The sequence below is a fragment of the Mycobacterium sp. URHB0044 genome, from assembly GCF_000620625.1.
Taxonomy (GTDB): Bacteria; Actinomycetota; Actinomycetes; order Mycobacteriales; family Mycobacteriaceae; genus Mycobacterium.
The window spans coordinates 291,771-317,212 of record NZ_JIAW01000002.1 but is presented as its reverse complement, the minus strand read 5'-3'; the positions used below and the strand labels follow the sequence as shown (position 1 = coordinate 317,212).

Here is a 25,442-nt window from a genome sequence, read left to right as displayed (position 1 = left end):
CCCTCACTCGGTACCGACATCCAGTGAAGGGACATGCAAATGAGTGCCGTCGACAAGGCAAAGAACAAGGCCCAGAACCTGGGCGGTCAGGCCAAGGAGGCGCTCGGAAACGCCAGCGCCGACAAGCAGACCCGCGACGAGGGCAAGCTCGACCAGGTGAAGGCCAATCTGAAGGACGCAGGCGAGAAGGTGAAGGACGCGTTCAAGTAATCGCGCCACGCCCGGTGCTCGGCCCGTCATCCTGGGGGTGACGGGCCGAGTCATGAGGCATCCTTGGCTGCGTGGACGTCGATTCCCTGCTGCAGACCATCCCGCCCATCGCGGTGTACCTGGTGGTCGGGGTGATCATCGGCATGGAAAGCCTGGGCATTCCGCTGCCCGGCGAGATCGCACTCGTCAGCGCCGCCCTGCTGGCCTCGCGGCACACGCTCGACATCAGTCCCGTCGGCGTCGGCGCAGCAGCGACCATCGGGGCGATCGTCGGAGACACCATCGGCTACAGCATCGGCCACCGCTACGGCATGGGACTGTTCGAGCGGTTGGGACGGCGCTTCCCGAAGCACTTCGGCCCCGGCCACGTCGCGCTGGCCAAGCAGTTGTTCGCGCGGTGGGGTGTCGGGGCGGTGTTCTTCGGCCGCTTCATCGCACTCCTGCGGATATTCGCCGGGCCGCTGGCCGGCGCGCTGAAGATGCCGTACCCACACTTCTTGGCCGCCAACGCAACTGGCGCAGTGTTCTGGGCCGGCGGCACCACCGCCGTCGTCTACTACCTCGGACTGGCCGCCGAGAAATGGCTGTCCCGGTTCTCCTGGGTCGCGCTCGTCGTCGCCATCGTGATCGGCGCGATCGCCACCTTCCTACTGAAGGAACGCACCGCGCACGCGATCGCCAAGCTCGAGGACGAACACGACTGGGAAACCCTGCGCCACCGCTGAATTCGTGAAGCGCCGCGAGGTACTAGGGCGACTCGGACGGGCAGTAAGACGCCGTCGCCGCGCCCACGAAGAAGCCGCTGTCCTCGACACTCATGCCACTCACGTTGGCGACCTGCCTGGTGGCGTCGAGCAACGAATTGCCCTGTCCCAGAAGGTCACACACCTGCCCGGCGACCTTGATCGCCTCCTTGGCGGAGGGGTATGCGATGCCCTCGTCGTCGAGGACCCCGATGAAGACGTCATCGGTGCCATCGGCATGGGTTGGGGATGCCAAACAGGTCGCCATCGCGACACCGGCCCCCACCAGTGAGAAAACGAGACTTCCGCGCATGGCAATCTCCTGTCAATCTGCTGAGAGCGGACGTTACGGCAGGTCAGGCGGTTGCACAGGTCTTTTGTCACAAATGCCGTTGCCGCCCGACGGGCCGCCGATCGTCAACTCGCGGTTGACGATCACGCAGCGTCAACCTAGAGTTGACGCATGACCGAACCCAGCAAGATCACCAACCCCGTCCGCCTCGACGACCTCATCACCGCGATCAAGAAGGTGCACGACGAACCACTCGAACAGCTGACCGACGCCGTGCTCGCGGGCGAAGCGCTCGGCGAGGTCGCCGACCACCTGATCGGCCACTTCGTCGATCAGGCCCGCCGCTCCGGCGCCTCGTGGACCGAGATCGGCAAGTGCATGGGCGTCACCAAGCAGGCCGCACAAAAGCGGTTCGTCCCGAAGGCCGGTCCGTTCGACAAGGCGGACCCGATCGATCCGAACGAAGGGTTCAACCGGTTCACGCCGCGGGCGCGCAGCGTGGTCGTCGAATCGCAGAACAAGGCGTATGCGGCGCGCAACAACGAGATCCAGCCCGCGCATTTGCTGCTCGCGTTGTTCACCGACCCGGACTCACTGGCCGCGCGGCTGCTCGCCGGCCAGGGCGTCGACGCGGACGCCGCCACCGCCTCGGTGACGCTGCCGCCTGCCGTCGACGAAATGCCTGCGCTGATCCCGTTCAGCGGTTCAGCGCGCAAGGTGCTGGAGCTGACGTTCCGCGAGGCACTTCGCCTGGGGCACAACTACGTCGGGACTGAACACATCCTCCTCGCACTGCTCGAGGCCGAGGACGGCGACGGCCCCCTGCACGCACTCGGCGTCGACAAGCAGCGGGTCGAGGACGAGCTCGTCGCGGCGTTGCAGTCGATCGTCGAAGGCAAAAAGGAATGAAATCGGCGCTCGCGCGGTAGAACACGTACATGAAACTCGACGACTCCGCCCGCGCGCTCATCGGAAACGGCGCCGACGCCACGCTGGTCACCATCAACTCCGACGGCAGTCCGCACGCTTCGCTGGTCTGGGTGGCACTGCAGTCGACGCCCGAGGGCGACGAACTCGTCAGCGCACACCTCTACGAGTATCGGAAGACCCGCAACGTCCGCCGCGACCCGCGCGTGGCGGCCACCATCCTCGCTCCCGCCGTCCCTGGCCAGCAGACGCAGTATCTGTCGATCACCGGGACGGCGCGGATCGTCGAGGGCGGCGCGCCGGAGCTGCTCACCGAGCTGGCCGAAGCGATGCTCGGCTCGAGCGAGCACTTCCCGCCACCCAATTCGCCGGCAGGGCTGCTGACCCGGATCCGCATCGAGAAGGTGGGCGGCCTCGGTCCCTGGGCCTCCTGACCGCCGATCCCTTCCTGGCCGCCGCGGCGGTGTGCCAAGATGCGAGTCAGCAAAGGAGGGGAACATGAGTCGCTGGACCGCACTTCTCGTCGCCCTGGTCGCGGCCGTGGGCCTGGGAGTGGCGCCGCCGGCTGCCGCCGCGGGAACACCCATCGGCAACCTCGGTGACACGCTGCGCGTCGAATACAAGGGCATCGTCGCCGACGTGACCGTGCACGACGTCCTGCCCACCGACCCTCCCCCCGGCTACACGCCGACCGGCTCGCCGCGCTGGCGGGATCAGGGCGGGCCGTGGCGCGCGCCGATCACCGTCCACGTCATCTCGGCACCGAACCCGTTCATCACGGCGATCGCGTTCTCCTTCAACGGCGTCACCCCCTACGCCGACGCGTACGCGCCCAAGAACACCGACGCCCCCGACGCCCTGCAGTACGCGCTGCAGAACGCGCCGCCCGGCTCGACGGTCAACGGTGCCGTGTACTGGCAGGTCTACCGCGACCTCGTCACCAACGTCGTCCTGCTGAACCCGCAGACGGGCACCCATCTCGCGCAGTGGAACATCTGGCAGCCGGGAACGCCGCTACCCTGAGGCACCATGACTGCCCAGGTCGCCTCCGCGACTGAGCGCGACCTCCCCGAACTGGCCGACGTCGCGGCACGCACCTTCCCGCTGGCGTGCCCGCCGAGTGCCACGCCGGACAACGTCGCGGCATTCATTGCCGACCACCTGTCGCAGGCCCGGTTCTCCGAGTACCTCACCGACCCCGATCGCGCAGTGCTGACCGCACGCGTATCGGAGCGAATCGTGGGATACGCCATGCTGATTCGTGGTGTCCCCGACGACGCCGACGTCCAGCGCGCCGTGCCGCTGCGGCCGGCCGTCGAGCTGTCCAAGATGTACGTGCTGCCCGACGCACACGGCGCGGGCGTCTCGGCCGCCCTGATGTCGGCGGCAGTGGAACAGGCGCGCGAACTGGGCGCCGCCTGCGTGTGGCTGGGCGTCAACCAGGAAAACCAACGCGCCCAACGGTTCTACGCCAAACATGGCTTCGCGGCCGCCGGCACCAAGACGTTCCGGTTGGGCGAAGGCATCGAGAACGACTACGTGCTGGTGCGACCGCTCTGACGACCGGCGTGGGTCAACGCCAGTAGACGCGACTTGGCCCTCAGGTACTTCTTGCGGAACCCACCCGCCAGCATCTCGTCGCTGAAGATCGCGTCCACCTTGGCGCCCGACGCCACCACCGGGATGCCGGCGTCGTAGAGGCGGTCGGTCAGCGACACCAGCCGCAGCGCCACGCTCTGGTCGTCGAGGACGTGCAGCCCCGTGACGAAGACCTCCGTCACGCCCTCGATGAGCGCCAGGTAGCGCGACGGATGCATCGTCGCCAGATGAGCGCACAGCGCGTCGAAGTCGTCGAGCGTCGCGCCCGGCACGTCGGCCGCGCCGGCACGAACCTCGTCGTCGGTCGGTGGCTGCGGGGCCGGCGGCAGGTCGCGATGCCGGTAGTCCGGCCCCTCGATCCGCACCGTGGTGAAGATCTTCGCCAGCGTGTTGATCTCGCGCAGGAAGTCCTGCGCGGCGAACCGGCCCTCCCCCAACTGCTCAGGCAACGTGTTCGACGTCGCCGCAATCGACACGCCGCGCTCCACGAGTTGCGAGAGCAACCGCGAGATCAGCGTCGTGTTGCCCGGATCGTCGAGCTCGAATTCGTCGATGCACACCACGACGTAGTCGGCGAGCAGTTCGATGCACTCGACGAAGCCGAAAACCCCTGCCAACTGGGCGATTTCGCCGAACGTCGCGAACGCCGCAGGCCCGGCATCGGCGGCGGCGAGGTCATAGTAGGTCGACGCCAGCAGGTGCGTCTTGCCCACGCCGAACCCGCCATCGAGGTACACGCCGACGCCCGGCAGCACCTCGCGCTTGCCGAACAACTTCTTCTTGCCGGCCCGCCGCTGGATGGCCTGCTCGCAGAATTGGCGGCACGCCTGCACCGCCGCGGTCTGCGACGGCTCGGCCGGATCCGGGCGATAGGTGTCGAATCCGACGTCGGCGAACGTCGGCGGCGGCACCAGCTGCGCGATGAGCCGTTCGGGCGTCACGCTGGGATGTCGATCGGTCAGATGAGCGACAGCGCTGGACCCGTGCATGCAGGCACCTTATCGACGTGTTGAAATTGACCCCGTGCCCGATCCCGACCCTGCGACACAGCTCACAGAGCTCGGTACGGTCGGAGCGACGTTCGACACCGACGACACCCGCCTCGCGGCGATGTACTCCTACCCCGAGAACCTCGAGCGCTGCTGGGTGCGGGCCAACATGATCGCCAGCCTCGACGGTGGCGCCACCGACGACGGCAAGGCCGGCGGCCTGGCCGGTCCCGGCGATCGCGCGCTGTTCGCGCGGATGCGTCAGGAGGCCGACGTCATCCTCGTCGGCGCGGCCACGGTGCGCATCGAGAACTACTCCGGCGCCCAGATGTCCGCCACGCAGCGGCAGGACCGGCAGATGCGGGGCCAGGCCGAGGTGCCGCCCATCGCCGTCGTCACCCACAGCGCCGACTTCGAGCACGACGCCAAGCTGTTCACCCGGGCCGAGGTGCCTCCGCTGATCATGACCTGCCGCGAAACGGTGGCCGACGCGCGACGACGGTTCGGCACGCTCGCCGAGGTGGTCGACGCCTCCGGGCGCCACTCCGACCGGGCCGACCCCGCGACCATCCTCGACATCCTGAACGGTCGGGGCCTGCGTCGCGTCCTCACCGAGGGTGGCCCGTCGCTGCTGAGCCTCTTCATCGAATTCGACCTGCTCGACGAACTGTGCGTGACCCTTGCGCCGCTGCTGGTGGGCGGGCAGGCCCGACGGATCGCCACCGGGTCGGGCGAATCGCACACCAGGATGCGTCGTAGCCATCTCCTCACCGACGACGAGGGCTACCTCTACACCCGATACGTCAAGGCCAACTGAGTACCGCGGGTGGCGGCTGGCCGGGACACCGACCGGCGATCGCTACTGTGGTCACCATGCGTCGGCCTCGTCAGCTACTCCGGGCCCTGTGCCTGTCGACCGTGGCGTCGGTCGTCGTCGCCGGTTGCGCACCCGGGTTGGCCGCAAACCCGCGGTACGCCACCGACTCCGGGGCCCATCCCCAGGGCCAGCAGCAGACCACCAGCACCAAGCCAGGCCCGCCTGCGATCGCCGCGCCCAAGAACGACCTGTCGTGGCGGGACTGCACCTCGCGGGTGTTCACCGACGCCGGCGTGCAGGCTCTGCCCGGCGTATCGCTGAAGTGCGCGAACTACGACGCCGACCTCGATTCTCTCAACGGCGCCACCGGCACCCTGAGCATCGGCGTCGTCAAGGCCACGTCGGCGGCCACCCCTCCCGACGCCGGCCCCCTGGTGATGACCACCGGCTCCGACCTGCCGTCATCGGTGCAACTGCCAGTGTGGCTGTCGCGCAACGGAACCGACGTACTGAAGACGCATCCCATCGTCTCGGTGGACCGCCGCGGCATGGGCATGTCCGGTGAACTGGACTGCCGGGACCTGTTCGACCGGCAGGAAATGCTCGACCAGGCGCAGTTCGAGTCCGGCGACGACCCGGTCGCCAACCTGGGCGCGATCGTGCAGACCGCCACCACGAGCTGCACCGACACCATCGCGCCCGGCGACTCGGCCTACGACAACGCGCACGCCGCCGAAGACCTCGAGCGGCTGCGCAGCACCTGGGACGTGCCGACGCTGGCTCTGCTCGGCATCGGCAACGGCGCGCAAGTGGCCCTCGCCTACGCCGGTTCGCATCCGAACAAGGTGTCGCGGTTGATCCTCGACTCACCGCTGCCGCTGGCCATCGCCGCCGAGGCGGCCGCCGAACAGAGGGTCAAGGGCCAGCAGGCCGCGCTGGATGCGTTCGCCGCGCAGTGCTCCGCCGCCAACTGCCCGCTGGGACCCGATCCGAAGGGCGCGATCGACGCCATGATGCAAGCCGCGCGGAACGGCGGCGGGCCCGGCGGCGTCTCGGTGGCCACCCTGGCCGACGCCATCTCCACCGCGCTCGGGTTCCCGCGGGGCGACCGGGCCAGCTCCACCACGGCGCTCGCCAGTACGTTGGCCGCCGCCCGCGACGGCGACGACAACCAACTCAACAGCCTGATCAACCAGGCCGAGACGCTTCGCCAGAGCGACGGCCAGTTCGTGAACTCCTGCAGCGACGCCCTCAACCGCCCCACCCCCGACCGGGTCCGCGAACTGGTGGTCGCCTGGGGCAAGCTGTACCCGCAGTTCGGCAGCGTCGGAGCACTGAACCTGGTGAAGTGCTTGAACTGGCCCAGCGGATCACCGCCGCAGGACCCCAAGGACCTGAAGATTCCCGTGCTGCTGCTCGGCGTGCAGAACGACCCGATCGTCGGCAATGAGGGCGTCGCCGCCGTCGCCGCCACCATCATCAACGCCGGCGCACAGAACCGCCGCGTGATGTGGCAGGGCATCGGCCACGGCGCCATCGTGTACACGCCCTGCGCGCTGCCGCCCGTGCTCGGGTACCTCGAGTCGGGCAACCTGCCTGCCACCGACACGTACTGCCCCGCCTAGTCAGCGGCCCATCAGCGCCGTTATAGGGTGCGCTGGTGGCGGTACCCGACTCTCTGCGCAGCGCCTTCGGGCCCCGAACCTCCCCATCGAATGCGGCGACCGTGCTGCGGTCGGTGCTGTGGCCCATCGCGATCCTGTCGATCATCCATCGCAGCTACGTGCTGGCCACCAACGGCTACATCACCGACGACTTCGGGCCGGTCTACCGTGCCGTCGTCAACTTCAAAATGGGCTGGGACATCTACAACGAGCACTTCGACTACGTAGACCCCCATTACCTGTATCCGCCCGGCGGGACCCTGCTGCTGGCGCCGTTCGGCTACCTGCCGGTCGACGCGTCGCGGTACTGGTTCATCACGTTCAACACCATCGCGATCCTGCTGGCCGCCTACTTCCTGTTGCGGCTGTTCAAGTTCTCGATGGCCTCGGTCGCCGCGCCCGCGCTGCTGCTGGCGATGTTCTGCACCGAGAGCGTCACCAGCACACTGGTCTTCACCAACATCAACGGCTGCATCCTGCTCTGCGAGGTGCTGTTCTTCCGGTGGCTGCTCGACGGGAAGGTCAACCACCAGTGGCTGGCCGGCGTGGCCATCGGCCTGACGCTGGTGGTCAAACCCTCGCTGGCGCCGCTGCTGCTGCTGCCGCTGCTGAACCGGCAGTGGCGCGCGCTGGTTCCGGCCTTCCTGGTACCCGTGGCCTTCAACGCCGCCGCGTGGCCGCTGGTGAGCAACCCGATGGACTTCGTCCGCAACACGGTGCCCTACATCCTCTCCACCCGCGACTACTTCAACAGCTCCATCCAGGGCAACGGCATCTACTACGGCCTGCCCGAGTGGCTGATCCTGTTGCTGCGCATCGTCTTCGGGTTGCTCGCGGTCGGGAGTCTGTGGCTGCTGTACCGCTACTACCGGGAGCGCGACCCGCTGTTCTGGATGCTGACGTCGTCGGGCGTGCTGCTGATCGCGACGTTCCTGGTGACCGCGCTGGGTCAGGGCTATTACTCGATGATGCTGTTCCCGTTCCTGATGACGGTGGTGCTGCCCAACTCGGTGATTCGCAATTGGGTGGCGTGGCTGGCGATCTACGGCTTCATGACCATGGACAGGTGGCTGCTCGGGCACTGGCCGACGACGGGACGCGCACTGGAGTATCTGCGGATCACGTACGGCTGGTCGCTGATGCTGGTCGTGGTGTTCTGCGTGCTGTACTTCCGCTACCTCGACGCCAAGGCCGAGGGACGGCTCGACGAGGGCATCGATCCGGCATGGCTGACGGAGGACCGAGAGCGCGCTAGCGTGAAGGCATGACTTCTCAGCCGAAGATCGAGCTGACCGACGACGAGTGGCGCAAGAAGCTCAGCCCGGAGGAGTACGCGGTATTGCGGCAGGCCGGCACCGAGCGGCCATTCACCGGCGAGTACACCGACACCAAGACCGAAGGCGTCTACCAATGCCGGGCGTGCGGCGCCGAGTTGTTCCGCAGCACCGAGAAGTTCGAATCCCATTGCGGCTGGCCGTCGTTCTTCGACCCGGCCGACTCCGATGCGGTGATCCTGCGGCGCGACGAGTCGCTGGGGATGACGCGCATCGAGGTGGTGTGCGCCACCTGCCACAGCCACCTGGGCCACGTGTTCGAGGGCGAGGGTTACCCAACGCCGACCGATCAGCGTTACTGCATCAACTCGATTTCACTGAAACTGGTGCCGGCGGACTAGTCGACGAGAGGAGCTCGAACAGCTCCGACGCCGTGAGCGGCGGGCTGAAGTAAAACCCTTGGGCGACTTGGCAGCCGTACTCGCGCAGCCTGACCGCCGTTGCCTCGTTCTCGATGCCCTCTGCAACGGTTGCCACGCCGAGCAGATGGGCCAGATCAAGGACTGCCTCCACGATCGCTGCGGCCCGCGGATCCACGAGGATCGACGCAATGAAGTCCCGGTCGAGCTTCACTTCGTCGATCGGCAGGTCACGTAGATACCACAGCGCCGAATAGCCGCTGCCGAAATCGTCGATCGCGACGCGCATCCCGTGCTCTCGCAAGCTGTCGAGCACCATCCGGGTCCGGTCCATGTTGTCCAGCAGAAGGTCTTCGGTGATCTCGATCGTCAGCACATCTGGTGTCAGGTCACGTTCGGTGAGGGCATGCACGATTCGGTTCGGCAGATCGAGGTCGCCCAATGACGGTGCGAAGACGTTGACCGCAATCGGCACTCCGACACCCTGCGAATGCCAGTGGGCGACATCGTCGAGAGCCTGGGCGAGCACGAGTTCGGTGACGGAGTGCATCAAACCGTGCTCGCGGACCAGTGGCAGGAAGTGGTCCGGACCCAGCAGGCCGCGTTCCGGGTGTGGCCACCGAACCAATGCCTCGACGCCGACGATCTTCCCGTCGCGCAGGTCGAACTTCGGCTGGTAGACGACGGTCAAGCCCAGGTTGTCGATCGCGTGGCGCAGTTGACCCAGCAGCCTCACCGCGACCGCTCCCTCGCGTGCTGCGCTTTCACTGACTTCCCTGGCCAGACCCAGCTCGCTCGGGCCGATCAAGTGCATGTCGGGCGTGAAGGTCTGCACACCACCGGTCCGCGACCTCTTGGCCGAATACATGGCAATGTCGGCCTGCTTCAGCAGCACGTCGGCGGAGACCTCGGGGTCGCCGGCGGACGCCACGGCAAGTCCGATGCTCGGTCGCAGCAGCAGGTCGTGCCCCTCGACGGGCAACGGGCGATCGAATGCCTTCAACACTCGATGCGCGACAAGCCTTGCGTGGTCGGCTCGGCCCTCCATCAACACGGCGAATTCGTCGCCGCCCAGCCGGGCGACCGTGTCTCCCGTCCGCACGCAGCCGACTATCTGTTCGGCCGCGAGGATCAGCAAGGCGTCTCCCGCGGGATGCCCGAGGCTGTCATTGACGAGTTTGAAGTCGTCGAGATCCAACGACATCACCGCCACCGACTGCTGGTCTCGCTGGTGCAGTTGCATCGCATGCGTCAGGCGGTCGTTGAACAACGCCCGGTTTGCCAGGCCAGTCAGGGGATCGCGCAATGCCTGATCGGCCACCAGAGCCAAGAGCCGCTGGTTCTGGCCGACCACGATGTATTGCCGTGCCAGAACCAGGACCACGAGCAGAAGCGACGTGACGAGTATTGGGCCCAGACGGGGTGAGGGCATGAACGTCAGTAGGCACACCAGCACGGCCAGCGCCAAGGGCGGATACGGCAACCACAGCGATGCCTGCGAGGGCACCTCCACCGCATGGTCGTCGGGATGGGGAGCCTGTCGACTGACCAACGCGGCGCTGCCAAGCGCCACCAATGCCGCCACCCAGCCGACGTCGATGACGTTGGCACTGACGTGCGCCTCGTGGGCCGCTACGAACACGTAAGCGCTGTCCGACAATGCGTTCAACACGTTGCCGATCAGCAGCAAGCTCAAGGTCACGCGGTGTCTCGTTTGCGCCCGACCCAGCACCAACAGAGCCACGGTGACGACGACGAGGTCGCTCACTGGATACGCCAGCGAAACCGCCAGTGCGAGCGCGGTCTCACCGCCCGCTTCGTACACGTCCTGAAGGACGAGCAACCAGGACACCTCGAAGAAGGCGCAGGTGATGATCAGGCCGTCGAGGACGAGACGGGCGCGGGACTGTCGCGAATACCCGGTGGGAAACAACACCAACGCCAGGCACGCACCAAAGGGAAACATCAGGTAGCCGGCGTCGGCCAGCGATGGGAACGGAATCTCCTGCTCGAGGACCAGTTCGTAGTAGCCCGAGAGGGCGTCACCCGCAACCCATCCGAGCAGACCGAAGGTCAGGCAGATCCACGCGATGCGTTGCCTGCCCTGCGCCGAGCGCGCCGCCAACACCGCGCAGAACGCGGAGAACACCGCAAAACTCAGCAGTCCGACGACGTCAACTACTCGGACGGTCGCCTCGCCGCCCCATCCCCTTGTCAACCATGCCGCCAGGCCGATTGCCGTCACAGTCGCGAAGCTCACGACCCACGCGACCTTCGACATCAGCAAAGGTTAGCAGCAACATATCGCTGTTGGCTGACATCGGTGGACAACTCAGCGGACCGCTCGTTGCAGACTCGCGATTATTCGATGTCATGCGGCCGGATTTGCGAGGTTCTGCGATTGCCGAACAAGGTGACACGGGCTCGGCCAGCCATGCCGAATCGACGATTCAGCAAACTCTGCTAAGGCAGCCGCGCGACGAGTTCCTCCACGCCGACCCGCGGTCCGGTGAAGAACGGCGTCTCCTCGCGGACGTGGCGGCGCGCGTCGGTGTATCGCAGCTTCCACATCAATTCGACGATGCGGCCGAGGTCGGGTCCCTCGAACGCGAGGATCCACTCGTAGTCCCCCAGCGCGAACGCAGGCACCGTATTGGCCCGCACGTCCGGGTACTCGCGGCCCGCCATGCCGTGCTCGACGAGCATCTTGCGCCGCTCGTCGTCGGGCAGCAGGTACCACTCCAGCGACCGGACGAACGGATAGACGCACAGGTAGTCGCCCGGATCCTCGCCCGCGATGAACGCCGGGACGTGGCTCTTGTTGAACTCGGCGGGACGGTGCAGCGCCACCACGCTCCACACCGGCTCGCTGGCCAGGCCCAGCGTCGTGCGCCGGAACGCCCGGTACGTCGCCTGCAGATCCTCCACACGCTCGGCGTGCGTCCACATCATGAAGTCGGCGTCGGCACGGAAGCCCGCCACGTCGTACAAGCCGCGAACCACCACCCCGCCGTCCTCCTGTTGCTTGAGGAACGTCGAGATCTCGTCGACCAACCCAGCCCGCTCGTCCCCCAACGCCTCCGGCTGAACGGCGAACACCGAGATCATCATGTATCGGGTCATGGAATTGAGGGCGTCGTAGTCGAGCTTGGCCATGACTCCTATCTTGCCACTGTCGCGACGGCCAACGCCGCGGCGGCCCTGGTGCCCGACGCGATGCAGGCCGGCACACCGATGCCGTCGAGATACCCACCCGCGACCACTAGGGTCGGCGGCAGTCCCGCCCGGATCTCGGCGACCACCCCGGCATGCCCCGGCCCGTACTGCGGCATGGCGTCGATCCACCGCTGCACGTGACAGTCGACGGGGTCCTGGTTGATGCCGAAGACGTCGGCGAGGTCCGCGGCCGCCCAGGACAGCAGGTCCTCGTCGCCGGTGTCGCGGGCCACCCGATCACCGAACCGGCCGAACGACACCCGTACCAACTCGGCGTTGCCGCGCTGACCCCACTTGCGCGACGTCAGCGTCATCGCCTTGGCGCGCAACCGTTCTCGGCCAGCGACCAGCACCCCGGACCGCTCGGGCAGCGGCGTGCCGCCCGGCAGCGCCAGCACCACCAGCGCCGTCGAGGCCACCTCGATGCGTTGGGCCGCCGCCGCGGTCCGTGGGGCGACGTGTTCGACGAGGCGGGGCAGCCGGGGCGCAGGCACCGCGAGCACGACGCCATCGGCGTGCCAATGCACGCCCTCGTCGTCGAGCAGGTCCCACCCGCCCGCCTGCGGATCGATCTGCTTGACGGCGACCTGCGCCCACTCGATTCCGGCACGCCGGACGAGCTCGTCGAGCAGGACGCGGTAGCCGCCGTCGACGGCCCCGAACACCGATCCCTGGACCGGGGGTGGCAGCGCTTGGCGCACCGCCTCGGTGAGGGTGGGCGCGCCGTTGTCGAGTGCCGCGGCTACGGGGGGCACCGCCGCCCGCAGGCCGATCGTCGCGGCCGATCCGGCGTACACCCCGGCCAGCAGCGGGTCGACCGATCGCGTGACGACCTGTTCGCCGAAGCGGTCGCCGACGAGTTCGGCCACGGCCGGGTCGGCACCGCGGCGCCACGACAGCGGCCGGTTGGCTTCGTCGACGATCCGCGCGACCGTCGCCTCGTCCACCAACCCCGCGACGGACGAGGCGTGCGCAGGAATGCCCTGCACCGTGCCCTGCGGCATCTGGTGCAGCCGTCCTCCGCTGAAGATCAGCGGCCGCACCCCCGTCGTGCCGATCTTCCGGCCGGCCAAACCCAGTTCGGCGAGCAGTGCCGGCACCTCGGGACGACGGGCGATGAACGCCTCGGCCCCGACGTCGACATGCTGGCCGCCCACCCGCTCGGTGCGCAATGCACCCCCGAGGCGGTCGGCGGGGTCGAAGACCGTGATCGACGCCCCAGGCCCGGCCGCGACCCGCAGCCGGTACGCGGCGACGAGACCCGAAATGCCGCCGCCGACAATGCAATACGCGGGACTCACAACGAGTGCACCAGCGCGACGGCGTCCGTCACGACGCCGGGGTCGGTGGGCGGCAACACCCCGTGACCCAGGTTGAACACGTGCCCGGCGGCGCCGGCATCGACGGCGCGGCGACCGTCCTCCACGACCGAGCGCACGGCCCGGTCCACCACCGGCCAGCCGGCGAGCAGCACCACCGGGTCGAGGTTGCCCTGCAGCGCGACACCCGGTCCGACGCGAGCCGCCGCATCCACCAGCGCCGTGCGCCAGTCCACGCCGACGACCGTCGCCCCGGCCTCGCGCATGGCGCCGAGCAACTCGGCCGTCCCCACCCCGAAGTGCGTCATGGGCACACCGTCCCCGGCAAGCGTGGAAAACACTCGGGCGCTGTGCGGCAGCACGTACTCGCGGTAGTCGGCCAGCGACAGCGTGCCCGCCCACGAGTCGAACAGCTGGATCGCGTCGACGCCAGCGTCCAACTGGGTGCGCAGGAATTCGATGGTGATGTCGGTCAGCGCGGTCATCAGGGCGTGCCAGATGGTCGGCTCGCCGAACATCATCGCCTTGGTGCGTTCGTGGTTGCGGCTGGGACCGCCCTCCACCAGGTAGGACGCCAATGTGAAGGGCGCGCCCGCGAAGCCGATCAGCGGCACGTCGCCGAGGGCCGCCACCAGCAGTGACACCGCGTCGGCGACGGGCGCGACGGTGTCGCGGTCCAACGGCTTGACGGCCGACACGTCACCGGCCGTGCGGATCGGGTTGGCGATGACCGGCCCGACGTCCGGCACGATGTCCAGGTCGATGCCCGACGCCCGCAACGGGACCACGATGTCGGAGAACAGGATGGCGGCGTCCACGCCGTGGCGACGGACCGGCTGCAGCGTGATCTCGGTGATCAGCTCGGCGTCGAAGCACGCCTGCATCATGGTGTTCTTTGCCCGCAACGCCCGGTACTCGGGCAGCGAACGGCCGGCCTGCCGCATGAACCACACCGGCACGCGGTGCGGTTTGCGGCCATTGGCCGCGGCCAGGTAGGGCGACTCGGGCAGGTCACGGCGGTTGCTCATCGCCGACCATGCTGCCATGTGGTAACTCTTCGGCGCGCCTGCGCCGCCACCTGCCTGAATCGGCTAGCGTCAATCGCCGTGACCTCCGCCGAACCGGCTCAGTTCCGCGAAGCGGTGGCGGCGATGAATGCCACCACCGTGCGGCCGGAGATCGAGCTGGGACCGATCCGCCCGCCGCAGCGGCTGGCACCGTTCAGCTACGCGCTGGGCGCCGAGGTCCGCCATCCCGAGACGGCGATCGTGCCCGAACGATCCGAAGGTGACGCCTTCGGCCGACTGATCCTGTTGCACGATCCCGAGGGCGCCGAGGCATGGGACGGCACCATGCGACTGGTCGCCTACATCCAGGCCGATCTGGATTCCAGCGAGGCCGTCGATCCCCTGCTGCCCGAGGTCGCGTGGAGCTGGCTGGTCGACGCACTCGAGTCGCACCAGCAACTCGTCACGGCACTCGGTGGCACCGTTACCGCGACCACGTCGGTGCGGTACGGCGACATCTCCGGTCCGCCGCGCGCCCACCAGCTCGAACTGCGCGCGTCGTGGACCGCGACCACCCTTGAGTTGGGTCCGCACGTGCAGGCGTTCTGCGAGGTGCTCGAGCACGCTGCCGGCCTGCCCCCGGCGGGCGTCACCGACCTGCACTCCCGTACGCGCGCGTGAGATGACGGACGCACAACCACCCGAGGACGACGTCGAACCGGAGGCCACCCCGCTGCTGGCGCCGGCCGACGGCGTGCCCAAACTGGCGGTGTATCCCAGCGAAATCGCCGACGCTGCAGAACTTCTCGCATCCGGAACCGGACCATTCGCCATCGACGCGGAGCGTGCGTCGGGCTTCCGTTACTCCAACCGCGCCTATCTGGTGCAGATCCGCCGCGCGGGCGCCGGTTCGGTGCTGATCGACCCCGTCAACCACGGCGGGGATCCGGTGACGACGATGGCGCCGGTGGCGGCGGTGCTGGCGCAGGACGAGTGGGTGCTGCACGCAGCCGATCAAGACCTGCCGTGCCTGGCCGAACTCGGCATGATCCCGCCGCGGCTGTACGACACGGAACTCGCGGGCAGGCTGGCCGGCTTCGACCGGGTGAACCTCGCGGCGATGGTGGAGCGTCTGCTCGGCCTGCACCTGGTGAAGGGCCACGGTGCGGCCGACTGGTCGAAGCGCCCACTGCCCGCCGAGTGGCTCAACTACGCGGCGCTGGACGTCGAGGTGCTCCTCGAACTGCGGGATGCGGTCGCGGCCGTGCTCGCCGAACAGGGCAAGAGCGAATGGGCGGCGCAGGAATTCGAATACCTGCGGACCTTCGTCGCGCCGCCGACCCGGCGCGACCGCTGGCGGCGCACGTCGGGCATCCACAAGGTGCGCAATCCCAGAACCCTGGCCGCCGTGCGGGAGCTGTGGACCACCCGCGACCGCATCGCGCAGCGCCGCGACATCGCGCCGGGCCGCATCCTTCCCGACGCCGCGATCATCAACGCAGCGACCACGGACCCCGACACGGCGGAGAAGCTCACCGCGCTGCCGGTGTTCGGTGGTTCGCGTCAGCGCCGCAGTGCACAGGTGTGGCTGGACGCGCTCGCCCGTGCCCGTGTCACGGAGGATCTGCCGACGGCGGCCGAGCCGCAGAACGGCCCTCCACCGGCGTCCCGGTGGGTGCGGCGCAAGCCCGAGGCGGCAGCGCGGCTGGAGGCGGCCCGCACGGGCTTGACCGCTCTGTCGCAACGGGTTTCGGTGCCGTCGGAGAATCTGCTGACGCCCGACACCGTGCGCAGGCTGTGCTGGGATTGGCAACCGCCCGAGAATTCCGACGACGTCGCCGCCGTCGTCGACGCGTTCCTGGCCGAAGCGGGTGCGCGGCAGTGGCAGCGGGACCTGACGGTGCCGGTGTTGGCGGCGGCACTGGTTACCACACCCGCTGCGCCGGACGAGGACGCGCCGGCGGACACGCCCGGGTCGGAGCCCGCACCCGACGAGTGACCGCGACGGGTCCCGTTCTTACGCTGGCAGCGCTGTGACCGACTTTTCCAGCTTCAGCCCGGCGTTGGTCCAGTCTTCCTTGCCACCCTCGTAGGCGTAGACGTTGTCGTAGCCAAGGCGGACGAGACGCTCGGCGGCGATGCGCGAGTTGGAGCAGCTGGGCCCCGAGCAGTAGGTGACGATGACCGATGCGTTCTCGGGAATCAATTGGCTTGGGGCGGAGTCGATTGCGTCGAGGGGCAAGTTCTTGGCGCCGGGTAGGTGACCATCGTCGTAGTAGCTCGGAGGTAGGGCTTCCAGGAGGACGAAGCCGTCCTGGGTCATCCTGTCTTGCAGATCTTCTCGCGTGATGACGTTCGTCATGTTGCCGGCCTCTCGTTGCATTTGCGTGCGGACGCACATAAATATATGTGCCTGCGCACGCACATGCAAGCCCGGTACGCTGTCACGCATGGCGCGTGCTGGGCGAAATGACGATGTGGTCGGTGTTTGGTCGGCGCTGTTGCGCCTTCATGCCGCGCTCGTCCCCGTGGTCGATGCCGAGGTGACGAACGCGACCGGCACCCCACTGGGGAGCTACGACATCTTGTTGGAGTTGTATGCCGCACCAAATCACCGTCTGACGATGACCGAGTTGGGCAACGCGGTGGTGTTGAGCCGCACCCGCGTGAGTCGCGTGGTCGACGAGTTGGAAGCGGCCGGCCACGTGACACGCGTTCGCCACCCCGATGACCGGCGGTCGTCCTATGCCCAATTGACCGATGCCGGGATTGGCGTCTTTCGGAAGGTGGCCCCCGTCTACCTGCGGAGCATTCGCGCAACGCTGGGCGAACTGCTCTCCCCAGAGGAGGCTGCTACCGTGCGCTCCATCTTGGACGGCGCATTGTCACGGCTAACCCCCTAGGTTGCGAAAGTCGCTGTCAGGTGGGCAATTCCAGTATCGGTCGAGCCGGGCTACTGGGACGAACCCTCCGCGCTGACCCGATCCACGTGCGCCAGGAAGTGGGTCAGCACCGCGTCCGGCGCCTCGATCTGCGGCCAGTGGGCGATGTCGTCGGCGAGCATCACCACGTCGGGCTTAGGGATGACCTCGAGATACCGGTCGGCCATGTGCTTACCCGAGTTCGGGTCGATCGGCCCGTCGATCAGACGCATTGGCACCGCGGTCTCCCGCATCGCGCGGACCCAGCGGTTGCGGTGGACGTACCGATCGTTGATGAATCTGCCGACCTTGTGCATCACCCGGGTGCCGTCGTTGTAGGCCAGGATCTGGTGGAACTGCTCCAGCATCCGCGGCGTCGGCTTGGTGTTGGGTCCAAACATCTGGTCGAGGGTACGGTCGGCGATGCGCCGCGACGCGGAGGTACCCTGGAGCCGACTGGTCATGTCCCCCAACGGGGTTCGCGACATCAGCTTCTGCAGCGGCCGCGGCGTGTAGGCCTCGTTGAACAGGCCACCGTTGAGCCACGTGATCGACTCGATGATCAACGCACCGTACGCATGGTCACTTTCCTCGTAGCGCGCCAGCAACTCCTGGCCGACGGAATCGCCAAGGTCGTGGGCCAGGACGTGAACGGTGTCCACGCCGAGGTGCCACAGCAACGCCTCGTGCATGTCGGCGTGGTCGTGCACCGAATACTCATAGGCGACCGGCTTGTCGGAGAATCCCATTCCCAGCATGTCCGGGGCGATGACGGTGAACCGCTCGGTCAGCGTCGGCCAGATCTGCGCCCAATCCCACGAGTTGAACGGATAGCCGTGGATCAGCAGCAGCGCGGGCCCCTGGCCCTCGACGCGATAGAAGATGTCGAAACCGAGATAGTCGAAGTGTTTCCCGGATGCGTGCCATCGCTCGAGTTCGGCGTCCATGGCCCGCAGCCTATGCGGCGGCTGCGGAATCGCCAGTGCTGGCCACTACTCTTCGATCAACGCCAGGACGGACGGCGACACCGCTGTACCGGGCGGCACGTGCGGCGAGGATACGGGATCTCCATACGTCCAACGGATCGGCAGCGTCCCCGTCCACAGGTTTGGGTCGTCGTTTTCCGAGGGGCCCGGCACGCCCGGCGGCTGGTGTCTCACCTTGACCGTCCAGTTCCCTTCGGTGATGTCCATCGCCAGCGCCGTCGTCGCAGCGATCTGCTTGCGGTTGCTGTGCACCGGTACCTCTGCGGCACGACCCGGCAGCGTGCACTCCATCAGGATGGCGAGTGCATTGACCGCATCCTCGCCGCCCAGCTCGCGCAGGTTGCCGTGCACGACGGCGGATCGGTAATTGGCGCTTGAGTTGAACCCGTCGTGGGCGTACACCCACCCGTCGACGTGTGTGACCGCCAATGCAGCAGCCGCTCCTTGAGCGACGTGTCGCAGCGCCCCTGCACCGACCGATCCGTGCAAAACGATTCGGTCGCGGTCGCGTCCGTAGAGCATCGGTACGACCAACGGCCTCCCGTCGACGACCGTGCTCAACGTCGCGACGTGATGGCCCGCATCCAACACGTCGAAGAGGTCCGACAGCTCTGTTCGAGCGCGCTCCTTGTGGCGATTGACTTGGCCATACCTGCGATCGTTCATGAATCCACTGTCTGCGATTCTGGTCTGCCGTTCAAGGCCAGTATGATGCAAACTCGGAAACCAGAAAGGGGACCTGACCAATGGCGCGGGTAGCTCGCCGCAGCGATCTCGTCCTGCACCTCGATCAGGGTGTGGACGGCATGGCACCGCGGATCGCGCAGGCCCTTGTCTCCGCGATCGCGGACGGTCGGTTGACTGAGGATGACGTCGTTCCCCCGTCGAGGACCTTGGCAACCACCTTGGGAGTCTCGCGCTCGGCCGTGGTGGCCGCCTTCGAAGAACTCGTCGCGTGCGGTCTCCTCGAGGCAAACCCGGGCGGATCGACGAGGGTCGCGCCTGGTGCTGGCCCGGCCGCCCGTGCCGGTGTCTTCGCGCGCCCCACCGACCCGCCATCGCGAGAATCGCTGCCCGAGAGGCATTCTGGAGCGCCGATTGAGTTCAACTTGCTCCCCGGCCAGTCCGACGTGTCCTTGCTGAATCAGCGTGACTGGCGCGCGGCGTGGCGCACTGCCACGAACGCCAGCCTCGATCCTCAGTTGATCCGTCCGGATAGTGGTGTGCGTTCGTCGCTAACCGACGAACGGCTTCGCCGGTTGCGCGTCCACGTCGTCGACCACGTACGCAAGTACCGCGGCATCGTGGCCGAGGCCGATCAGGTGTTCGTCTTTCCAAGCGTGTGCAGCGCGGTCGCAGACATCGCCGATGTCGTCGTACCCAAGGGCAAGACGATCGCCTTCGAAGATCCTGGCTACGCCAAGGCAAGACAGGCCCTCCGCATGCGTGGTCATCGGGTCCGCTCCGTTCCGGTCGATCGCGATGGCATGTGCACCGACGAGCTATTGGGCGACGACGCCGCCGTCTACGTCACGCCGGCTCATCAATATCCCTTGGGCGGTCGAATGTCGGCGGACAGACGAAGACGGCTCAGCGAGTGGAGCGTCGACTCCAAGGCCATCATCTTCGAGGATGACTACGACGGAGAGTTCCGCTACGACGTGCCGCCCACCACGGCGCTGCGGGGTATGCGGGACATGGCAGATCACATCGTCTATCTCGGCACGACGTCGAAGATCATCAACCCCGATCTGCGTTTGACGTGGGCCATCGTGCCCGCATTCGTGGCTGATGAGTTGAGGCGTCGCCACACGGCAGGCATCGACACCGTCGGCGCGTTGTCGATCGCCTTCGTCGCCGAGTTCCTTGCCTCCGGAGCCCTGGCCCGGCATCTGGCCTCGGCATCGAGAACCTATGCAGCGCGGCGCAATCGATTCACCGACGCCTGCCACCGTCACCTGCCCGGCGTCGACGTCATGGGTATCGACGCCGGGTTGCACGTAGTTTTGCCACTCGACGATGCCCAGGCCGACGACGTCGCCCTCGTGCAGTTGCTTCGGCGGCGTGGCGTGGCCTGCGCGGCGCTCAGCACGACCTACGAAGACTCCACCCGCCGCCGATCAGGGCTCATTTGTGGTTACGCACTGTTGCCCGAAACGAAGTGCGATGCCGCCGCCGCGCTCATCGCGGAGGCAGTCCGCTCCTAGTCGATGCGGTTGCCGACGGTCTCGGCGTCCGCACTGCCGAGCGCGGCGACCCAACCCGTGATCTGGCGGGCGACGTGCTGATCGGTCAGACCGACCTCGGTCAACACCTCGGTACGCGAGGCGTGATCCTGGAATTCCTGCGGCATGCCGACGTCGCGGCACGGCACGTCGATCTCGGCGCGGCGCAACGCCTGCGACACCGCAGAACCGACACCTCCGTGCACGCCGTTGTCCTCGACGGTGACGACCAGCTTGTGTGCCGTTGCCAAGTCGCCCATGACGTCGGGCACGGGCAGCACCCACCGCGGATCGATGACGGTGACGCCGATGCCCTGCTTCTGCAGCCGCTCCGCCACCGACAGCGCCATCGAGGCGAACGGTCCGACCGCCACCAAAAGCACGTCGGCCGAAAGCCCGTCGGCGGGCACGGCCAGCACGTCGACACCCGAGCGGCGCTCGACGGCGGGAATGTCCTCGCCGACGTCGCCCTTGGGGAACCGGATGGCCGTCGGGCCGGTCTTGACGGCCAGCGCCTCCCCCAGTTCCTCGCGCAACCGGGCGGCGTCGCGCGGGGCGGCGACCCGCATGCCGGGAACGATGCCAAGGATCGACAGATCCCAGATGCCGTTGTGGCTGGCGCCGTCGGGCCCGGTCACGCCTGCACGATCGAGCACCATGGTGACGGGCAGTTCGTGCAGCGCGACGTCCATCATGATCTGGTCGAACGCCCGGTTCAGGAACGTCGAGTAGATCGCCACGACCGGGTGCATGCCACCCATCGCCAATCCCGCGGCAGACGTCATGGCGTGCTGCTCGGCGATGCCGACGTCGAAGAACCGGTCGGGATACCGCTGCCGGAACGCACTCAACCCGGTCGGGCCCGGCATGGCGGCGGTGATGGCGACGATGTCGCGGCGCTTCGCCGCGCGCTTGATGAGCTCGTCGGAGAACACCGACGTCCAACCGGGCGCGGCCACCGACGTGGAGAGACCGGTCTGCGGGTCGATCACCCCGGTGGAGTGCATCTGCTCGGCTTCATCGGCCTCCGCCGGCCCGTAGCCCATGCCCTTCCGGGTCGCGACGTGCACGATCACCGGAGCGTTGAAGCCGCGGGCGTGGCGCAGCGCCACCTCGACAGCGTGCTCGTCGTGGCCGTCGATGGGGCCGACGTACTTCAGCCCGAGGTCGGTGAACATCACCTGCGGCGCCAGCGCGTCCTTGATGCCTGCCTTGACGCTGTGCATGCACTGGTAGCAGAGCTCGCCGATCAGCGGCACGCCGCGCACTGTGTCGCGGCCCCTCTCCAAGAGCTTCTCGTACCCGGGTTGCAGCCGCAGACCTGCGAGGTGGTCGGCGAAGCCGCCGATGGTCGGGGCGTAGCTGCGCCCGTTGTCGTTGACGACGATGACCACGGGTCTGCGCGCGGCGGCGATGTTGTTCAACGCCTCCCAGCACATGCCGCCGGTCAGCGCGCCGTCACCGACGACGGCGACCACGTGGCGGTTGCGGTGACCGTTCAACTCGAAGGCCTTGGCCAGTCCGTCTGCGTAGGACAGCGCCGAACTGGCATGGCTGGACTCCACCCAGTCGTGCTCGCTCTCACTGCGCGACGGGTAGCCCGACAGGCCACCCTTCTTGCGCAGATTGCCGAAGTCCGGGCAGCGACCCGTGAGCATCTTGTGCACGTACGACTGATGACCCGTGTCGAAGATGATCGGGTCGTGCGGCGAGTCGAACACCCGGTGCAGCGCGAGCGTCAACTCGACGACACCGAGGTTGGGGCCGAGGTGCCCACCGGTTGCAGCGACCTTGTGGATCAGGAAATCGCGGATTTCCGCAGCCAGATCGCTCAGCTGAGGTTGCGACAGGTGCTGCAGATCAGCGGGGCCGCGGATCTGTTCGAGCATTGGGCCAGTTTACCCACGCGTAGACAAGACAGTCGTGTCAAGGGCGGTAGATGTCGGGCACACCGTCGTGGTCGGCGTCGACCGTCTCCAACTCGTGGATGCGGCGGTACACGGCGTTGCGGCTGACGAGAACCATGGCCGCCAGCACGCCTGCGACCACGGAACCGAGTAGCACGCCGATCTTCGCGTCAGCCCCGGCTGGAGTTCCGTAACCAAAGGCCAGCTCGCCTATCAGCAGCGACACGGTGAACCCGATGCCGGCGAGCAGTGCGACACCCGCCACGTCGCGCCAGGCCAAATCCTCGTCCAAGGTCGCGTGAGTGAACTTGGCCAACAGGAACGTGGTGATGAACACGCCGAGCGGCTTGCCAAGCACCAACGCGACCAACACGCCCATGGTCACCGGATGCAGCAGCGACGCGCCGAGGCCATGCCACCCACCGACCGTGACGCCGGCGGCAAAGAATGCGAACACGGGCACCGCCAACCCGGCGGACAACGGCCGCAGTCGATGCTCGAAGCTCTCCGCAACGGAGTTCTTCCCCAGCACCGGCACCACGAAGCCGAGCAGCACACCGGCCACCGTGGCATGCACGCCGCTGGCATGGACGAGCGCCCAAGTGGCCACCGCCAGCGGGATGAGCAGCCACCAATGCCGTATGCCACGCTGCACGGCCACCGCGAAGAGGCCGGCCGGAATCAACGCCAACGCCAGAGGGCCTGGCGCGAGGTGGTCGGTGTAGAAGGCGGCGATGACCGTGATCGCGAGTAGGTCGTCGACCACCGCGAGCGTGAGCAGGAACGTCCGCAGAGCGGTGGGCAGGTGCGTCGACAGGACCGCGAGCACGGCCAAGGCGAACGCGATGTCGGTGGCGATGGGTACCGCCCAGCCATCGAGGTTCTCCGGCTTGCCTGCCGCGAGGTTGATCCCCATGAAGACCGCGGCAGGCACGATCATCCCGCCGACGGCGGCGGCGATCGGCAGGGCGGCGCGCGCGGGATCGCGCAGATCGCCCGCCACGAATTCCCGTTTCAGCTCCAGCCCCACTACGAAGAAGAAGATGGCCAGCAGCCCGTCGGCGGCCCACTCACCGAGGGTGAGGTTCAGGTGCAACGCCGCCGGACCGATCTCGAACTCGGACAGGTCGTGATACGCCTCCGACCACGGGGAGTTCGCCCACACCAGCGCCGCCGCGGCAGTGATCAGCAGCAGCACCCCGCCAACGGTCTCGCGCCGCAAGATCTCGGACAGCCGTTTGGTCTCCGGCCACGAGCCGCGGCTCAGCATGCGCATAGGCATGCGTCGATCCTAGCGGTGCCTGCCTGCGGTGCCGCACCGAGATGCTGCGTGCCAAATCGGTTGACATGGAAGGTGGTTCGTCACTTCCCGGCGAAACCGCCAGGCGCGCTGCGGAAGCGGGCGAGCGCTCCACGGTTCATCGAGGAGACCACGGTGAGCGCCGGGCGGGATGACTTCTTGTCACAACCAGCGCCGGTTCCTCGCAGGATCGGAGTCATCGGGCCCGACGCTAGCTCCTCGACGGCCGACGCCATGAGAAATCGCCGCGCGGCCTGATCGCCATATCCGGTTGCTCCGCGTGGCCATTTGCGGCATGTTTACGGGTGGAGCGCCGGGAAGTCTGGTCGGCAGTCGCACCGCCGGTGACGACTCGAACGAAACCGTGGGAGTCCTGCGTGGCGCTTGTCCTGGCTTTTGGTGTCGTGCTTCTGATCAGCGTGTCGCTGTCCGGGCTTGCGGCGAGGACCGTGCTGTCTACGGCGCTGATGTTTCTGGTCGCCGGCGCCGTCATCGGGCCGGGCGGTCTCGGCATCGTCGAGATCGGCCCCGACGACCCGATAATCTCACTGCTCGCCGACGTCGCATTGTTTACGGTGCTGTTCACCGACGGACAGCGGGCGAATCTCCGTGCGCTGAAGGCAAATTGGCGTTTGTCTGGGCGCGCGCTCGGCCTCGGAATGCCGATGACGATGGTCGGAATCGCCGTTCCCGCGCACTTCCTTGCGGGTCTCGACTGGCCGACCGCGCTCCTGATCGGTGCGATGCTCTCCCCCACCGATCCCGTGTTCGCGGCAGCGCTCGTCGGCCGATCCGACATTCCCCTGCGGCTACGGCGACTGCTCAACGTCGAGTCCGGCCTCAACGATGGCCTGGCCCTGCCGTTCGTGTTGATCTTCCTGGCAACGGCGCAGCATGCCGACTCCGAAGTAACAACCGTCGGTGTGGAATTGCTGCTAGGTCTTCTCATCGGGTTCGCAGTGTCCGCATTGGTGGCACTGGCGTGGCGGACGAACATCCTCACTGCCGAACCACGGTTGCAGGCATTGGGTGCGGTGGCGATTGCTGTCGTGGTGTACGGGGGGTGCCACTTGACGCACGCCAACCCCTATCTGGCCGCATTCGCGGCAGGATCAACGCTGGCCACACTCGATCACGTGGCCGCCGATCAGTTCGAGCCGTTCGGCGAATTGCTCTCCGAACTAACCAAATTCGCGGCCTTACTGGTGTTCGGGGCGCTCATCACGCCCGACCGGTTGTCTCACCTCGGCTGGGGTGGGTGGTTGCTCGCCGTGGTGGCGATCGTCGTAGTCCGACCCGCCGCGCTCCTGCTCTCCCTTCTGCGGACCGAACTGCCCCGCAGCGAGCGCCTGACTGCCGCCTGGTTCGGGCCCAAGGGGTTCGCATCGGTCGTCTACGGCCTATTGGCACTGCAGTCCGGCATCGCCGACCGCGAGCTGGTATTCGATCTCGTCGCGGTCACCATCGCGTTGTCCATCGTGCTGCACTCGTCCACCGACGTGCCCGTCGCGCGGATGCTGCGGATAGAACCGCCGGACAATCTCCCCACCGGACGAGCCGAGGTCGACCCAGCCTCGCACGCGAGCGGAAAGTCGAAGGTGACTACGCAAGATGACGATTGACACCC

26 protein-coding genes are annotated in these 25,442 nt (G+C 67.4%); 15 read left to right on the top strand and 11 right to left on the bottom strand.

Features of this window, described 5'->3' with window-relative positions:
- The first annotated feature begins 39 nt into the window (after nucleotides 1-39).
- Nucleotides 40-210 carry a CsbD family protein gene (locus N536_RS0105610; protein WP_029112714.1) on the top strand — a complete coding sequence of 57 codons (171 nt, stop codon included), beginning with the start codon at nucleotides 40-42 and terminating at the stop codon, nucleotides 208-210.
- A gap of 71 nt (nucleotides 211-281) precedes the next feature.
- Nucleotides 282-935, top strand: a complete 654-nt coding sequence (locus N536_RS0105605) for a DedA family protein (protein ID WP_029112713.1) — start codon at nucleotides 282-284, stop codon at nucleotides 933-935.
- A gap of 22 nt (nucleotides 936-957) precedes the next feature.
- Here the strand turns inward: N536_RS0105605 and N536_RS0105600 are convergent, their stop codons facing one another.
- Nucleotides 958-1,266 (bottom strand): DUF732 domain-containing protein, encoded by a 309-nt coding sequence (locus N536_RS0105600; protein WP_029112712.1) that lies wholly within the window; start codon nucleotides 1,264-1,266, stop codon nucleotides 958-960.
- A gap of 150 nt (nucleotides 1,267-1,416) precedes the next feature.
- On the opposite strand from N536_RS0105600, the gene N536_RS0105595 reads away from it, so the two are divergent.
- The 4 genes from N536_RS0105595 to N536_RS0105580 all read left to right on the top strand — a co-directional run bounded on the left by N536_RS0105595 (nucleotide 1,417) and on the right by N536_RS0105580 (nucleotide 3,732).
- Nucleotides 1,417-2,154 carry a Clp protease N-terminal domain-containing protein gene (locus N536_RS0105595; RefSeq protein WP_029112711.1) on the top strand — a complete coding sequence of 246 codons (738 nt, stop codon included), beginning with the start codon at nucleotides 1,417-1,419 and terminating at the stop codon, nucleotides 2,152-2,154.
- Nucleotides 2,155-2,183: 29 nt separating this feature from the next.
- A complete protein-coding gene (locus N536_RS0105590) occupies nucleotides 2,184-2,606 on the top strand; it encodes a PPOX class F420-dependent oxidoreductase (RefSeq protein WP_029112710.1) in 423 nt (140 codons plus the stop codon).
- 64 nt (nucleotides 2,607-2,670) lie between these two features.
- Entirely contained in the window at nucleotides 2,671-3,195 is a 525-nt protein-coding gene (locus N536_RS0105585; protein ID WP_029112709.1) for a hypothetical protein, read from the top strand.
- 6 nt (nucleotides 3,196-3,201) lie between these two features.
- Nucleotides 3,202-3,732: a GNAT family N-acetyltransferase gene (locus N536_RS0105580; RefSeq protein ID WP_029112708.1), complete on the top strand. Its 531-nt coding sequence runs from the start codon at nucleotides 3,202-3,204 to the stop codon at nucleotides 3,730-3,732.
- On the opposite strand, the gene zapE is transcribed toward N536_RS0105580, so the two are convergent.
- The gene (gene zapE, locus N536_RS0105575; protein WP_029112707.1) at nucleotides 3,708-4,760 is read right to left on the bottom strand and encodes a cell division protein ZapE; all 1,053 of its coding nucleotides are present in this window, start codon (nucleotides 4,758-4,760) and stop codon (nucleotides 3,708-3,710) included. The two genes, N536_RS0105580 and zapE, sit on opposite strands and share 25 nt — an antisense overlap.
- A 34-nt stretch (nucleotides 4,761-4,794) precedes the next feature.
- Between zapE and N536_RS0105570 the strand changes: the two genes are divergently transcribed.
- Genes N536_RS0105570 through msrB form a run of 4 tightly spaced genes read left to right on the top strand, consistent with a single transcriptional unit; the run spans nucleotide 4,795 to nucleotide 8,916 of the window.
- Nucleotides 4,795-5,577 (top strand): pyrimidine reductase family protein, encoded by a 783-nt coding sequence (locus N536_RS0105570; RefSeq protein ID WP_029112706.1) that lies wholly within the window; start codon nucleotides 4,795-4,797, stop codon nucleotides 5,575-5,577.
- A gap of 56 nt (nucleotides 5,578-5,633) precedes the next feature.
- Entirely contained in the window at nucleotides 5,634-7,202 is a 1,569-nt protein-coding gene (locus N536_RS0105565) for an alpha/beta hydrolase (RefSeq protein ID WP_036435648.1), read from the top strand.
- 32 nt (nucleotides 7,203-7,234) lie between these two features.
- Nucleotides 7,235-8,509: an arabinofuranan 3-O-arabinosyltransferase gene (gene aftC / locus N536_RS0105560; RefSeq protein ID WP_231514437.1), complete on the top strand. Its 1,275-nt coding sequence runs from the start codon at nucleotides 7,235-7,237 to the stop codon at nucleotides 8,507-8,509.
- Nucleotides 8,506-8,916 (top strand): peptide-methionine (R)-S-oxide reductase MsrB, encoded by a 411-nt coding sequence (msrB, locus tag N536_RS0105555; RefSeq protein ID WP_029112703.1) that lies wholly within the window; start codon nucleotides 8,506-8,508, stop codon nucleotides 8,914-8,916. The genes aftC and msrB overlap by 4 nt, the downstream gene beginning before the upstream one ends.
- Here msrB and N536_RS0105550 read toward each other — a convergent pair.
- The 4 genes from N536_RS0105550 to hemE all read right to left on the bottom strand — a co-directional run bounded on the left by N536_RS0105550 (nucleotide 8,879) and on the right by hemE (nucleotide 14,497).
- The gene (locus N536_RS0105550; RefSeq protein WP_036435646.1) at nucleotides 8,879-11,215 is read right to left on the bottom strand and encodes a bifunctional diguanylate cyclase/phosphodiesterase; all 2,337 of its coding nucleotides are present in this window, start codon (nucleotides 11,213-11,215) and stop codon (nucleotides 8,879-8,881) included. The two genes, msrB and N536_RS0105550, sit on opposite strands and share 38 nt — an antisense overlap.
- A gap of 182 nt (nucleotides 11,216-11,397) precedes the next feature.
- Nucleotides 11,398-12,090, bottom strand: coding sequence for a hydrogen peroxide-dependent heme synthase (hemQ, locus tag N536_RS0105545; RefSeq protein ID WP_029112701.1), 693 nt, complete (start codon nucleotides 12,088-12,090; stop codon nucleotides 11,398-11,400).
- A 5-nt stretch (nucleotides 12,091-12,095) separates the two neighbouring features.
- The gene (locus N536_RS0105540; RefSeq protein ID WP_029112700.1) at nucleotides 12,096-13,451 is read right to left on the bottom strand and encodes a protoporphyrinogen oxidase; all 1,356 of its coding nucleotides are present in this window, start codon (nucleotides 13,449-13,451) and stop codon (nucleotides 12,096-12,098) included.
- Nucleotides 13,448-14,497: a uroporphyrinogen decarboxylase gene (gene hemE / locus N536_RS0105535; RefSeq protein WP_029112699.1), complete on the bottom strand. Its 1,050-nt coding sequence runs from the start codon at nucleotides 14,495-14,497 to the stop codon at nucleotides 13,448-13,450. Before hemE ends, N536_RS0105540 begins: the two co-directional genes overlap by 4 nt.
- 123 nt (nucleotides 14,498-14,620) lie before the next feature.
- Here hemE and N536_RS0105530 point away from each other — a divergent pair, with 123 nt between their 5' ends.
- A complete protein-coding gene (locus N536_RS0105530) occupies nucleotides 14,621-15,157 on the top strand; it encodes a DUF3000 domain-containing protein (protein WP_231514436.1) in 537 nt (178 codons plus the stop codon).
- A gap of 1 nt (nucleotide 15,158) precedes the next feature.
- Nucleotides 15,159-16,475 carry a ribonuclease D gene (locus N536_RS0105525; RefSeq protein WP_029112697.1) on the top strand — a complete coding sequence of 439 codons (1,317 nt, stop codon included), beginning with the start codon at nucleotides 15,159-15,161 and terminating at the stop codon, nucleotides 16,473-16,475.
- Nucleotides 16,476-16,493: 18 nt separating this feature from the next.
- Here N536_RS0105525 and N536_RS0105520 read toward each other — a convergent pair whose 3' ends face one another.
- A complete protein-coding gene (locus N536_RS0105520) occupies nucleotides 16,494-16,838 on the bottom strand; it encodes a rhodanese-like domain-containing protein (RefSeq protein WP_029112696.1) in 345 nt (114 codons plus the stop codon).
- Between the two features lie 88 nt (nucleotides 16,839-16,926).
- On the opposite strand from N536_RS0105520, the gene N536_RS0105515 reads away from it, so the two are divergent.
- Nucleotides 16,927-17,379: a MarR family winged helix-turn-helix transcriptional regulator gene (locus N536_RS0105515; RefSeq protein ID WP_036435540.1), complete on the top strand. Its 453-nt coding sequence runs from the start codon at nucleotides 16,927-16,929 to the stop codon at nucleotides 17,377-17,379.
- A 50-nt stretch (nucleotides 17,380-17,429) separates the two neighbouring features.
- On the opposite strand, the gene N536_RS0105510 is transcribed toward N536_RS0105515, so the two are convergent.
- On the bottom strand, nucleotides 17,430-18,344 hold the full coding sequence (locus N536_RS0105510) for an alpha/beta fold hydrolase (RefSeq protein ID WP_029112694.1): 915 nt from the start codon (nucleotides 18,342-18,344) through the stop codon (nucleotides 17,430-17,432).
- Between the two features lie 45 nt (nucleotides 18,345-18,389).
- Nucleotides 18,390-19,049 (bottom strand): pyridoxamine 5'-phosphate oxidase family protein, encoded by a 660-nt coding sequence (locus N536_RS0105505; protein WP_029112693.1) that lies wholly within the window; start codon nucleotides 19,047-19,049, stop codon nucleotides 18,390-18,392.
- Nucleotides 19,050-19,129: 80 nt separating this feature from the next.
- Here N536_RS0105505 and N536_RS0105500 point away from each other — a divergent pair, with 80 nt between their 5' ends.
- Nucleotides 19,130-20,590 carry a PLP-dependent aminotransferase family protein gene (locus N536_RS0105500; RefSeq protein ID WP_029112692.1) on the top strand — a complete coding sequence of 487 codons (1,461 nt, stop codon included), beginning with the start codon at nucleotides 19,130-19,132 and terminating at the stop codon, nucleotides 20,588-20,590.
- On the opposite strand, the gene dxs is transcribed toward N536_RS0105500, so the two are convergent.
- Both dxs and nhaA read right to left on the bottom strand, forming a co-directional pair.
- Nucleotides 20,587-22,497: a 1-deoxy-D-xylulose-5-phosphate synthase gene (dxs, locus tag N536_RS0105495; protein ID WP_029112691.1), complete on the bottom strand. Its 1,911-nt coding sequence runs from the start codon at nucleotides 22,495-22,497 to the stop codon at nucleotides 20,587-20,589. The two genes, N536_RS0105500 and dxs, sit on opposite strands and share 4 nt — an antisense overlap.
- Nucleotides 22,498-22,534: 37 nt before the next feature.
- Nucleotides 22,535-23,797 carry a Na+/H+ antiporter NhaA gene (nhaA, locus tag N536_RS0105490; RefSeq protein WP_029112690.1) on the bottom strand — a complete coding sequence of 421 codons (1,263 nt, stop codon included), beginning with the start codon at nucleotides 23,795-23,797 and terminating at the stop codon, nucleotides 22,535-22,537.
- A gap of 395 nt (nucleotides 23,798-24,192) precedes the next feature.
- Between nhaA and N536_RS0105485 the strand changes: the two genes are divergently transcribed.
- Nucleotides 24,193-25,437, top strand: a complete 1,245-nt coding sequence (locus N536_RS0105485; protein WP_029112689.1) for a sodium:proton antiporter — start codon at nucleotides 24,193-24,195, stop codon at nucleotides 25,435-25,437.
- Nucleotides 25,438-25,442 lie beyond the last annotated feature (5 nt).